Genomic DNA, 12,579 nt, shown 5'->3' on the forward strand with positions numbered 1-12,579 from the left:
TTCGCCCCCTCTTCTGCCATTTTCCGTGCATCCTGCAAATTCAAACGTCCTCAGCAATCTCGCGGTATATATCCTCCAAGTCCTTCATATAGCCCTTCGCATCCATCAGCGGCGAGGCTTCCGTGCGCGCGCGCAGGTCGCGATGCAGGCGGCGCAGGATGTCGGGCGAGTCCGCAAGCTCCACGGCTTTTCGCACGTATTCCATATCGCCTCGCGCTACGAGCTGTGAAAGCCCCGCATTTTCCAAGATGCTTGTCGAAAAGCGCGAGCCGTGCGTGCCGCCCGCTTTCGTGATGACGGGCACGCCCATGTAGAGTGCCTCGCACGTCGTGACGCCGCCCGTATACGGGAATGTGTCGAGCGCGATGTCAATGTCCGTGTACTGCTCAAGATAATCGGGGCTGTACGGACGAAGCTCGACCTGTGCGAGCGGTATGCCGAAGCGCTGCAGACGATCCTTTACAATCTTCCTGCCCGCCGCAATGCTGCAGATCTTGCTCTTGACGACGAGCCGCGCCCCCTTCATGCGCTCAAGCACGCCGCGCCACAAGGCGAGCATATCGTCCGACACCTTGGAGAAGTTGTTGAAACTGCCAAACGTAATATAGCCGTTCTTCACAAACGGCGCCTCCCCGCCACTCTTCGGCATATCGCGCAGCACGGGCGCATAACAGAGGTGACTGTGCGGCATACGCAGTACCTTCTCTGAAAAGCCGCGCGCCCCCATGTCCCACGGCGAGCAATAGATGTCGGAAAGAAAGTAATCGACCGCACGAAGCCCCGTCGTCGCCATGTAGCCGATCGCCGTCATCTGCACGGGCGCAGGCCGCCGGGCGAGCACGGGCAGACCACTTCCCTGCGTGTGCCCGGCGAGGTCGACGAGGATGTCGATGCCATCCCGCTCGATGAGCCGTGCCGCATCCCTCGCCGAAAGGCGCGAGACGTCCTTCCACTGTACTCTTTTCTGGCGAAAGAGCGAAGTCACACGGTCGCGCTTGCCCCGTGCATAGCAGGTGACTTCAAAAGAAGCGGCATCAAAATCGCGCACGAGCGGCATGAAGAAATACGCCGCCGCATGAAGGCGGAAATCGGGCGAGATGTAACCGATGCGCAATTTGCGGCTGAAGGTGCGCACGCACCTCTTTTCCATGGGCGGCGCCGTCGGCTGGACGCGGACAGACGCCATCTGAATTCTCTGCGCCGGCGACGGCGAAAGGCGTGCGCCGCTAAAAAGCGAGGCGGCGCGAGCCTCTCGCCGTTCCTTGCTTCTTCGCTCCTCTTCCAATTCCTTCTTGAACGCCTCGTACTCCTTCTCCTCTTCCATGCGCCTTTGATTTGCCCGCGCTTCCCAGGCCCAGAGACGAAGTGAATCCTCATTCTGCGGCTTCGGCAAGGCCTTCTGCGTGAGACGCGAAAGAGGCTCGCGTTCCTGCTTCGCCTGCTGCGCCACAAGCGCTACACCGCGCCGCTCGCAATCGGCCTCCGCTCTGGCCGCCGCCATGGCCTCCCCGACGGAAAGCGCCGCCTTCGGCTGCAATGCCCCCGCCTCTGCCGCCTTGATGCGATATGGATGACAGACCTTGACGCCTTCAAAAAATTTTTCGTAGCCGCGATGGAGGCGCAGGGATTCGGCGGGCGTCCTCGCACGGTAATTCGAGCAGAAGAGTGCCTTGCTGTAGCACTCCGCCGCCTCCTCTCCCGTCAGCATATCACTCGCTGCCAGAAGCGTGTTCATAGCCAACTCCGGCTCCGCCGCGAGAAGCCACGCGTCGGAGAGCCATGCGAGCGCCTTGAAGCGCACGTAGCGAAGCGACTGCGACCAAAGCGATTCGGCGACCTTCTCCGTCGCCTGCACGATGGAGAGAAGCTCCTTGATTTCCTCCTCCAACGCGAAATCCGCGGAGAAGAATGCGGCGCGTACGAGACGCGCACGCAAATTCCCCAGCTCGCGCTCTTCGGCACGCGCCATGTATTCCTTCGCCTGCTCGCGCTCATCCATATAGAAGGACGCCTCTGCCATGATGGCATAGGCGTCCGCGTCCTCCGGCATGATCTGCAGAATCTCCTTCGCCGAAGCGCGCATGCCGCGAAAATCGCCCTGGTTTGCGAATCGGTTGGCTATTCCGATCCAATTCTCTCTATCGTCCATAAAGCACACGCTCCAACAAGTATAGTCTAAACCTCCGGGCACAATTCTGCTCCGTACTCTCGGAGAAAGATCTTCTGATACTCCTTATAGCTTTTGGCGAGCGGCTTCTCCACGGGACAGTGGATGCACCAAAATCCCGCCTCCTGATTCGGCACGACCGTCCGAAACCCGAGCCTGGAGAACTCCTTGCACTGCGACGTGTCGTAGAGATGCCAGCCCGTGAAAAGATCTTCGCGCCAGGGCACGTCGTACTGCGTCGCAAGGAAGAGCCCGTCCGCCGCTTCGACATCGATGCTCTCGCCGTCCGGCTCCTTCATGCGCGTGTCGACGATGCTCTCCGCCTCGCACGCATGAAGTACGCGTCCATAGCAGCGAAGCCCGTCCCACCACACGCCGCTTTCGGGCAACGAACGGCAGCCGATGACGCCAATCATGCCGATGCTCTCATCTGCAAAGATATTCAACATCGCCCGTGGAAAATCCTTGTTGACGAGCAAGGTGTCCTGATGCAGATAGACCTTGTAGCGCGCGCGCGACCTCGCCATGCCCTCGTTGTACCCCGCAGCCATCGACGAGGCACCGCGCACGGCGATATACTCGGCGCGAAAGCCTTCGGGCAAACGCAGATGGCGCAGGTAGAGCAGACACTCCGCGTACCATACCTCATCGTTGACGCAGGTGATGAAGGCGATCGCCCTATCATCCTTCATCTTCCGCCGCTCCTTTCACACTTTCTGCCGCAAGTTTCTGCAGTACATCCCGCACCTCGCCGCGCGGAAGCCTGCGTCGTGCCGCCTCGGCAAGTTCTCGCGCCAGCTGCGGCTCTGCCGTCTGTAGGAGCACGTGCAGGAGATCCTTCCGATGCACGATGGTCTGCGCGGCAAAGTCCACGAGGTATTCGAGGAAGATTCCTTCCTCGCGGCAGAGCTGCCAGAGAGCCGCTGCATTTTCCTCCACCTCAATACCGTACTCAAGGCGGCGCAGGAGCGTCACGAGCGTTCGTCGCACGGTGGGCGTGAAGCACTCCTTCAGAGGTGCGACCTCGTCCGATGTGCGCCTCGCACGGCAGAGCCAAAACTTCGCTTCCAAGTCGCGCCCCAGATTTTCAAATCCCGCCGCTTCCAACCGCTCGATCACGCCCTGCGGCGCTTCGCGCCATACGGGAAGAAAAGAGACTTCCTTATAAAAGGAAGCCGCAAGCAGCGTCTCCATTTCGGGACGAGCGAAGAGGCGGCGCACGATTGCATAGAAATGCCCGTCGCGCAGATCCTCGATGACGCTCCAATGGCGCACGTTCAAGAAGCTCATCAGGAGATATCCCGTCGGCCGCAGGAAGAGTCCGAATCCCGCAGCAATGTCCTGCGGATTTCCCGCCGTTTCCAGACAGCGATCAGCGAGGATATAGTCGAAACTCTCTCTCTCAAACGGCAGGGGCGTATCGCGGTAGTCGAGGAAGAACCAGGAGACGTCAAGACCCTGCAGTTCGGATGCATCGGTGTCATCCGTTTCCGCCGTCACGGCAAAGAGAGCGGCGGCGGGCATCATCTCACGCAGTTTCGGCAGATAGGCGAGGCTTTCCACGACGAGCACAGAGAGAGCGGCGCGCGTCGGCGCGAGAAAGCGCAGCAAGCCGCCGCCGTATTCCATGAGATCGCCCCGCTCTTCACCCGCGTCCCTCAATGCATCTTGCGCGCCATCTCGCGCGCATTCTCCTTGAGTTCGTCCGGCGTATGACCCTTGAGCCGCCACAGGCGTGTCGTCGCGTGCAGAGCGATCACGAGTTTCGTCATCTCCTCCTCTGCCGCCTCATCGTCAAGCTTGTCCAACGTTTCCAAAAACGCGGCGACATCCTTCATACTGCCGCCGTTCTGGAAGAGCAGGAGAATCTTCCCGACGGCTTCCGCCGCCTGCAGGACTTCCATCGAGAGCTTCGCCATGAAGAACTGCGCAAGCTTCTTGTAGGCGAGCGTCGCCTCGATATATCCCTCTTCTCCCGCATCGTAAACCTTGCCGTAAGGAATCTCGGCAAAAGGAAGATTCTCCTTCTCCTTCTGCTCTCTTTCGAGCCACGGCGCGCTCAAAAGCGTATGATACGCCAAGCCTCGCTCCGTGCCAATGACTTCCTTGTGCCAGCAGGAGCCGTTGAGCATCACGCCCATGAAGGCGGCGAAGTCAAGGCGCTGACTCTCTTCCAGATAAGCGTTGACCATGGCGAAAAGCTGGTCGTAGTCGAGGAAGCCATAGTAGAAGAGAAGTCCTGTCGCGAGGCGCATGATCTCCGTATTGAGACGCACGGCATCTTCATAAACTGCGGAATCGAGCTTCTTAAAGATTTCGGCCATCTCCTCGGGCATGTACCAATAGAGCTTGCCCTCATCCGCACCGACCGCCATGATGCCGAGTCCGCACAGGTAGTCGATGCGCACATCGTCCTCGCGGAAGTCATTGGCAAGCCCACCCTTCTCCTGTATATGGCGAAACGCCTGGTACTGCTCCTCAAACGCCGATGGCAGCCAGCGCTCGGCAAACTGCACGGCGGCAGGCAAAAGAGTGTCGATGAGCGCAGGCAACGTCATGCCCTCCGTCCCCTCCAGGCAGAGGTTGTACGCCAAGTCGTCCAGCTCTTCGCGCGAAAGGCAACCCAGAGCCTCCTTGAGCGTGCGGTTTTCGGGCAGTGCGCGGCGATAAAATCGCTTTCTACGCTCCTCCTCGCCCATCAGGATTCCATCCAATCTCGCCTTCTTCTCCATGAAATCTTCCTTTCTCAATGTGGCCTTCCCACCGCAGCAGGCGCATCTCATCTCATTGGAAATACTCGGCAATTCCCGCCGCAATGCCCTGCGCGGCATTCTCCACGCCCTCCTCCGAATTCATCATCTGCTCTTCGCGCGGATTGGAAACAAAGGCCGTCTCCAAAAGCATTGCAGGCATATCCGTATGACGGCACACATAGAAGGCGCACGGCTTCGTGCCGCGGTCGAGCGTACCGAGGCGGCGCAGCACACCGCGCTTGACGCAGTCGGCAAGGCGCGTGCTGTCAGCCGATCCCATCTCGTAGTAGTAGCCCGTCGTGCCGTGCGCTTCAGGCCCTGAGAAAGCATCGAGATGTATGCTGAGGAAGATGTCCGCCGAATTTTGATTCGCGATGTCGCAACGCGCCTGCAGTTCCTCCACATCCGTCGCCTTCGCCTTCTTCGGCGAAACCTCCGTGTCCTCCGTGCGCGTCAAAATGACCTCTGCCCCCTCTGCTTCCAAGAGCGCCTTGAGTCTTTTCGCGATGCGAAGCGCGATGCTCTTTTCCGTCACGCCCGTCGGTCCGATGGCACCCGTGTCGCTGCCGCCGTGCCCAGGATCAAGGACGATGCGCTTGCCGCCAATGCCCGGCGCTGCGCTGCTCTGGCTTCTCGAACGCGTCATCCCCGAAGAAGATTGTCCGCCATCCGAGGAACTGCCTGAATCATCGGACGAACCTGTCCCATGGCCGAAGTCGATGTTCGAACCGCCCGAAGAAGCGCCTCCTGCGGAGGACGTGCTACTGCCCGCACTGCCTGAAAGATTTCCAAAATCCATGACCACGCGATACGGCACAGGGCCGCCTTCCAGAGAAAACACGTCGTAATTGCTGCTGCTCTTGTACATCTCCGTCTCCACGACGATACGCACCGTAGTCGGATTGAACTGTCCGAGGCGCACCTTCGTCGCGAACTGACTCTCAATCTTCTGGCTCTTTGCAACGGAAGACGAAATGCGTGCGCCCGAGATGTCGACGACAACGCGTCCAGGCGAGGCGAGCGTCATCGACTTGTAGTCAACCTCGCCGTCCGCATCGACGACGATGCGCACCTTCTCCTTATCCGCATGGACACGCACGTTCTTGATCTGAGTCAAAGGCGCCGCCTGCGCCGTCGAAAATGCTGGGAAGCTCAAGAAAAAAGCGCCCGCAGCGAAAACGAAAAAGAAAAGCCAACGAAACGACACGTTCATGCGAACCCCTCCTGTCAAACCTCAAAGCATGTTGCGCAGGAACGCCTGCGTGCGCTCTTCCTGCGGCTGTTGGAAAAGGTCTCGGGGCTTCCCCTGCTCCACGATCGTACCGTCCGCCATGAACACCACTTGCTGCGAAACCTCACGCGCGAACGCCATCTCATGCGTCACGACGACCATCGTCATGTGCTCTGCCGCCAACTCACGCATCGTCTTCAAGACCTCACCCGTGAGTTCGGGATCGAGCGCCGACGTCGGTTCGTCGAACAGCATGATCTCAGGACGCATGGCAAGCGCGCGCGCGATGGCGACACGCTGCTGCTGCCCGCCCGACAGGCGTGCAGGGTAGGCGTCGCGCTTGTCAAAAAGCCCGACCTTTCGGAGAAGTTCCTCCGCCGTCGGCAGGACTTCTTCGCGCTTCATGCCCTTGACCTCGACAGGCGCCTCCAACAGATTCTGCAGCACCGTCATGTGCGGGAAGAGGTTGAACTGCTGAAAGACCATGCCCATCTTCAACAGAAGTGTGCGGCACTTCCCGCTCGAAGCGTACTCCGTATGACCGTCCTCGTTCTCTGCAGCGAGGAAATCCCCATCGATCTCGATCGAACCCTTGTCGATGTCCTCGAGCCGATTGATGCAGCGCAGCAGCGTCGACTTGCCTGAGCCTGAAGGCCCAATGATGGAAAGCGTCTCGCCGCGTTGGGCTGCGAGGTCAATGCCGCGCAGCACCTCGTTCGCCCCGAAGCTCTTATGGATGCCGTGCATGCGGATTGCCGGCTCATTCATCGTACTTGCCATAGTACGCCTCCAATTTCTTGAATCCCCACGTCAGAACGAACGTCATCGCGAGATAGAAGACAGCCGCCACGAAGAACGGCGTCATGTCGAACTCGCGCTGCACGATCGTACGCGCCACGCGCAAGAGATCGTTCATCGCCAGGATGTAGATGAGCGACGTATCCTTGACGAGGTTGATCGTCTCGTTGCTCACAGGCGGCAGGACGTGGCGGATCATCTGCGGCACGATGATGCGCCGCATCGTCTGCGTGTACGTCATGCCGAGCGACTTCGCTGCTTCATACTGCCCGCGCCCGATCGACTGAATGCCCGCGCGGAAGATTTCCGCGAAGTACGCCGCATAGTTGAGCGTAAACGCGAGGAGCGCCGCCGCGATATCGGGCAGACGTATGCCGACCATCGGCAGGGCGAAGTAGACGAAGAGAAGCTGCAGCATCAGCGGCGTGCCGCGCATGAGCCAGATGTAGAACTCCATCAGAAGGCGCAAAGGCCCGAGCTTCGATATGCGGCAGAGCGCGACGAGAAGCCCCAAGGGCAGTGACAAGAGGAGCGTCACGCAGAAGATTTCCAGCGTGATTTGTGCGCCCTCCATCATCAAGAGCGCCGTCCCCATGATTTGTTCCATAAATTTCTCTCCTTATTTTCGGAAGCATCGCTTTTTGCGCCACTCCGACGATTGCCTCTCTATCTTATCACAAATTTTCCCTTTCGCCCATATTTTTAGGAGAAAATAGATATGCAGCATAGGGAAATACGCGAAGCGTCAGCCGTCTACATGGAAAAACGACTTGCACATGATTAGCGAAATATGCTATACTACGAGTGGCAAATGTGATGATTGTCATAACCGATACACGAAAGACCCCCAAGTTGCACCTTGGGGGTCTTTCTGTTCCCTTATTGCAGGTGGGCTTAATCCCTAGGCTCATCGCCGTCGGTCTCCCTCTCATCGAGCCGTTTGCTAACGTAATTGGCAATTACACCAGCCAAGATGGAAAGAATGAATGTGATGATTGACACCGATACCCCCCTTTCCATTGCCATGTATAGGGGCGGCAACCTGTACAGTATATCATATTTTGCCGTCTCGCGCTATTGAAGCGAACATTTGTATGTATAGCCTACATGAAAAGAAGCCGCCCCGCAGGACGGCTTCTTTTTTTAGGAAGTGCAGCAAGCAGCATCTTCCAACACTATCACATATAATCGAGAGGCGTCTTCTTCTTCGCCTGCTTGAGCGTGCCGAGTTTTGCGGAAATCCATGCCACGATGACGTAGAACACGGGGATCAGGAACACGCCGAGAATCGTCGCGAAAAGCATGCCGCCGACGACGGCGACGCCCATGCCGTTTCTCGCAGAAGCGCCCGCACCCGTGGCAACGGCCAGCGGCAGGCAGCCGATGATGAACGCGAAGCTCGTCATGAGGATTGGACGCAGGCGCAAGCCCGCCGCCTCAATCGCCGCCTTGACCGGCTCCATGCCGCGGTCGACGCGCACCTTCGCAAACTCGACAATGAGGATCGCGTTCTTCGCCGCCAGACCGATGATCATGATGATGCCGATCTGCATGTAGATGCTGTCCTGCAGCCCCGAATTCATGTGGTGGAACAGGATCATGCCGCCCATGCCGAGCACGTACTCGGAAAGGAGTGCACCCAGGATGCCCGTAGGCACCGTCAAAAGTACGGCAAATGGCACGCTCCAGCTCTCGTAGAGAGCTGCGAGGCACAAGAATACGAAGACGAGGCACAGGGCGAGCACGCGAAGCGTCGAGCTTCCCGCCGTCTTCTCCTCGCGGCTCTGCCCCGACCACTCGACGTTGAAGCCCGCAGGAGCCACTTCAGAGACGACTTCTTCCGCCGCACGCATTGCGTCGCCCGAGCTGTAGCCCGAGGCTGCGTTGCCTTGGATCTGAACGGCACGCGCCGAATTGAAGCGCGAGATAATCGGTGCGCCCGTGCCGCGCTTCGGCTTCAGGAGCGTATCAAGCGGCACCATCGTGCCCGCGCTCGACTTGACGAAGATGAAGCGCGTCGCCTCAACCTCCGAGCGATACGGCATATCCGCCTGCATCATGACCTTGTAGGTACGGCCGAACTGGTTGAAATCATTGACCTGATAGCCGCCGAAATTGACCTGCAGCGCCGTGAACACATCACTCATCTGTACGCCGAGCTGCTTGACCCTCTCGCGGTCGATTTCGAAATTATAGATTGGCGCATCGGTACTGTACGTCGTCCGCACGCCCTGCAACTCAGGCCGCTGATTCATCGCCTGCAAGACCTGTTTCGTAATTGCATCAAGCTCCTCTTCCGTATGCCCTGACATATCCTGCAGCTGCATCGTCCAGCCGCCGACCATGCCGAGTCCCGGCAGCGCCGGCATGTTGAACGCGATCACCTGCGCCTCGGGCGCGACCTTCGCACCGATGCCAAAGGTCTTGCCGATGAGCATGTTGATGTTCGTCTCCACCGTCGTGCGCTCACTCCACGGATCGAGTCCGACGAAGAACGTGCCCGCGTTCGATTTCGCGCCGAAGGACAGGATATCGAAACCGTTGATAGCCATGACCATATCGACGCCGGGCAGCTCCTTGAGAGAGGCCTGCACTTTGTCTATGCTCTCCTGCGTGACGTTGGTCGACGTGCCGGGCGGCAGGCTTACGGAAACGATATAAAATCCCTGATCCTCATCCGGCACGAAGGTCGAAGGCATGTTCTTGTAGACGATCGCCGTAAGGGCGCAAACGAGAATCATGAAGAGTACGGCGAAGCGCGACTTGCGAATCATCTTGGCGACAATGCCCAAGTAGCCGCTCTTCGTCTTGTCAAACCACGTATTGAAGCCCGCGAAGAAGCGATCGAGAATGCCCTTCTTGTCTGCCTTGTCCTTCGCGTGCGGCTTCAAGATCAAAGCGCAAAGGGCCGGCGTCAACGACAGGGCGACAAAGGCCGAGATTGCCATGGAGATGGCGATGGTCAGGGCGAACTGCTTGTAGAGCACGCCCATCATGCCGCCCAAGAAGGCGACAGGGACGAAGACGGCGGCGAGCACGAAGGCGATCGCCACGACAGGTCCCTGCACCTCGTCCATCGCGCGCTCCGTGGCATCGACGACACTCAGACCCTCGCTCATATGATGCTCGACGTTTTCGATGACGACGATGGCGTCGTCGACGACGAGACCGATGGCGAGAACCATCGCGAAGAGCGTCAATGTGTTGATGCTGAAGTCAAGCGCGATGAACGCGATGAACGTGCCGATCAAGGATACGGGCACAGCCAGGAGCGGTATGAGCGTCGCGCGCCAGCTCTGCAAAAAGACGAAGATGACGAGCACGACGAGGAGAAGCGCCTCGACGAAGGTGTGCACGACCTCCGTGATGGATTCACGGATATAGTTCGTGCTGTCCACGATCGTATCGCAGCGCATCTCAGGCGGAAAGTTCGGCCGTGCCTCGTCAATGACCTGTTTGACAGCGGCGACCGTCTGCATGGCATTGGCATCACTCGTGAGCTGAACGCCCATGGCAAGCGCCGGATGTCCATTCGCCTTGACGATGATGTTGTTCGTCTTCGCGCCCGTCTCCACGCGCGCGACATCCTTGAGGCGCACGAAGCTGCCGTCGCCCGAAGCGCGCACGATGATATTACCAAACTGCTCGGGCGTCACGAGACGGCCGTTGACCTTGCCCGTCGCCTGCTTTTCCTGCATCTCGGGCACGGGCATCGCGCCGATTGTACCCGCCGGCGCCTGTATATTCTGCTCCTTGATCGCAGCTGCAACGTCGGAGACCGTCAAGCCGAGTTCTGCGAGCTTGTCGGGATTGAGCCAGACGCGCATCGAATAGTCCGAGCCGAAGATCTGGACGTCGCCGACGCCATGCACACGCTTGATCTTATCGAGGAGATAGATCGTCGCGTAATTCTTGAGGAACGTACTGTCGTAGAGGTCGCTATCCGAATACATGGAGACCATCATCGCCATGTCGTTCGAGGCCTTCTTCGTCGTGACGCCAACCGTCTTGACGTCGTCGGGCAGGCTCGCCGTCGCCACGGCAACATTGTTCTGCACCTTGACCGAATCCATGTCGCCGTCCGATCCGGTCTCGAACGTGACCGTAAGACTATAGCGCCCCGTGTCGTCCGAGTTGGAGCTCATGTAGTCCATGCCCTGCGTGCCGTTGACCTGATCCTCAATGATCTGCGCGACCGTCTGATTGACGACGCTCGCGCTCGCGCCCGTATACATCGTGCCGACGGTGACCGTCGGCGGCGAGATCTGCGGGTACTGCGCGATCGGCAGCTGAAGCCCCGCGATAACGCCGCAGATAACGATCAGAAGCGCGATGACGATGGCAAAAATCGGCCGATGGATAAAAAACTTTGCCAAGCTTATGCCCTCCTATGCCTATTTGCCCAACGTGCTCACACTGGAATCAAATGCCTTCATATCGTTTTCGAGTGAGAAGCCCATGTCCTCTGCCGTGACCTCCGTCGGAGAAAGCTCGACGCCCTCCTGCAGATTCGTCAGACCTTCGACGACGACGAGATCATTCGCCGAGACACCGTCCTTGACGATGTAGAAGCTGCCCACCTTGTCGCCAAGCGTCACGGTGCGCGCCTTCGACTTGCCGTCCTCCATGACCATCACGAAGGACTTGTCGAGAAGCTGCTGCACAGCGCGCTCCGGCACGAGGATGGCGTTCGGCACCGTCTGACCCGAGATCTTCACGCGTGCGAACATGCCAGGCAGCAAAAGGCCGCCAGGATTGTCGAAGAGCGCCTTGATCTTCAAAGTTCCTGTATTATCCTTTAAGGCGCGATCCGTCTCGACGATGCGTCCGTCGATCGGATATGCCGTGCCGTCCGCAAGCGTCAGCGACACGCGTGTCGAAGGGGCTCCCTCGCCGCGCATGGCGGCACCCATGAACTTCAAGTAATCCGTCTCGCTGATGCTGAACGTCGCGTAGACGGGATCGTTCGTGCCGACCGTCACGAGCGTCGTATTGCCCGCCGTGACGAACGTGCCGACGGCGACATCGTCGACGGCGAGCTGCCCCATCATCGGCGCGTAGATCGTCGTGTCGGCGAGATCCTGCTGCGCGCGGCGAAGAAGCGCTGCGTTCGCCTCAGCCGCCGACTCGTAGGCGCTGACGTTCGCACGCTGCGTCGCCACCGTCTGCTCCGGAATCGCTGCTGCCTCGTAGAGAGCCTCGTAGCGTGAGAGATCGACGCGTGCGTTGCTCAAGGTCGCCTCCGTCTGCGCGAGCGCTGCCTGTGCCTGCCAGACAGCGGACTCGTACTGACGCGAATCAATGCGATAGAGCGGCTGCCCCGCTGTGACGAAGTCGCCGCCCTTCACATACTTCTCGACGACGGCACCCGAAACCTTCGACTGCACCTTGACCTCGTCCTTGCCTGCAATCTGCCCCGCATACTCGCTCGTGATCGGCGCATCCTGCTGCATGGCCTTCATGACCTTAACCTGTGCCGGTCCCTTCTGCATACCCTGCTGTCCTCCGCAGCCGCTCAAGAGTACGGCGAAAGAGAGAACGGATGCCACCAAAAGCATGGAAAAACCGACCGTTTTCTTCTGTAGGAAAAACAAGATTCCTCTGCCCCCTTCTTCCCCTCGCCTGCTTTC

10 protein-coding genes are annotated in these 12,579 nt (G+C 59.1%); all 10 read right to left on the bottom strand.

From position 1 onward, the window contains the following. Positions 1–40 precede the first annotated feature (40 nt). The gene (locus tag RWS31_RS03070; RefSeq protein WP_314596001.1) at positions 41–2,149 is read right to left on the bottom strand and encodes a hypothetical protein; all 2,109 of its coding nucleotides are present in this window, start codon (positions 2,147–2,149) and stop codon (positions 41–43) included. A 26-nt stretch (positions 2,150–2,175) separates the two neighbouring features. Next, positions 2,176–2,859, bottom strand: a complete 684-nt coding sequence (locus RWS31_RS03075) for a glycosyltransferase family protein (RefSeq protein WP_314596004.1) — start codon at positions 2,857–2,859, stop codon at positions 2,176–2,178. Next, on the bottom strand, positions 2,849–3,796 hold the full coding sequence (locus RWS31_RS03080; protein ID WP_314596007.1) for a hypothetical protein: 948 nt from the start codon (positions 3,794–3,796) through the stop codon (positions 2,849–2,851). Before RWS31_RS03080 ends, RWS31_RS03075 begins: the two co-directional genes overlap by 11 nt. A gap of 29 nt (positions 3,797–3,825) precedes the next feature. After that, a complete protein-coding gene (locus tag RWS31_RS03085; protein ID WP_314596009.1) occupies positions 3,826–4,917 on the bottom strand; it encodes a hypothetical protein in 1,092 nt (363 codons plus the stop codon). Between the two features lie 34 nt (positions 4,918–4,951). After that, a complete protein-coding gene (locus RWS31_RS03090) occupies positions 4,952–6,133 on the bottom strand; it encodes an N-acetylmuramoyl-L-alanine amidase (protein WP_314596011.1) in 1,182 nt (393 codons plus the stop codon). 21 nt (positions 6,134–6,154) lie between these two features. Next, positions 6,155–6,931 carry an amino acid ABC transporter ATP-binding protein gene (locus tag RWS31_RS03095; RefSeq protein WP_314596013.1) on the bottom strand — a complete coding sequence of 259 codons (777 nt, stop codon included), beginning with the start codon at positions 6,929–6,931 and terminating at the stop codon, positions 6,155–6,157. Then, entirely contained in the window at positions 6,912–7,556 is a 645-nt protein-coding gene (locus RWS31_RS03100; protein WP_009644920.1) for an amino acid ABC transporter permease, read from the bottom strand. Before RWS31_RS03100 ends, RWS31_RS03095 begins: the two co-directional genes overlap by 20 nt. Before the next feature lie 287 nt (positions 7,557–7,843). Beyond that, on the bottom strand, positions 7,844–7,951 hold the full coding sequence (locus RWS31_RS03105) for a nitrate reductase (RefSeq protein ID WP_314596016.1): 108 nt from the start codon (positions 7,949–7,951) through the stop codon (positions 7,844–7,846). Positions 7,952–8,127: 176 nt separating this feature from the next. Beyond that, a complete protein-coding gene (locus tag RWS31_RS03110) occupies positions 8,128–11,325 on the bottom strand; it encodes a multidrug efflux RND transporter permease subunit (RefSeq protein WP_314596017.1) in 3,198 nt (1,065 codons plus the stop codon). 18 nt (positions 11,326–11,343) lie between these two features. Next, positions 11,344–12,543, bottom strand: a complete 1,200-nt coding sequence (locus tag RWS31_RS03115) for an efflux RND transporter periplasmic adaptor subunit (protein WP_314596019.1) — start codon at positions 12,541–12,543, stop codon at positions 11,344–11,346. Between the last annotated feature and the right edge of the window lie 36 nt (positions 12,544–12,579).

Source organism: uncultured Selenomonas sp. (genome assembly GCF_963528755.1).
Taxonomy (GTDB): Bacteria; Bacillota; Negativicutes; order Selenomonadales; family Selenomonadaceae; genus Selenomonas.

Coding starts and splice junctions, on each gene's coding strand:
- RWS31_RS03070 (WP_314596001.1), bottom strand. CDS start 2,149: ATGGACGATAGAGAGAATTGGATCGGAATAGCCAACCGATTCGCAAAC.
- RWS31_RS03075 (WP_314596004.1), bottom strand. CDS start 2,859: ATGAAGGATGATAGGGCGATCGCCTTCATCACCTGCGTCAACGATGAG.
- RWS31_RS03080 (WP_314596007.1), bottom strand. CDS start 3,796: ATGGAATACGGCGGCGGCTTGCTGCGCTTTCTCGCGCCGACGCGCGCC.
- RWS31_RS03090 (WP_314596011.1), bottom strand. CDS start 6,133: ATGAACGTGTCGTTTCGTTGGCTTTTCTTTTTCGTTTTCGCTGCGGGC.
- RWS31_RS03095 (WP_314596013.1), bottom strand. CDS start 6,931: ATGGCAAGTACGATGAATGAGCCGGCAATCCGCATGCACGGCATCCAT.
- RWS31_RS03100 (WP_009644920.1), bottom strand. CDS start 7,556: ATGGAACAAATCATGGGGACGGCGCTCTTGATGATGGAGGGCGCACAA.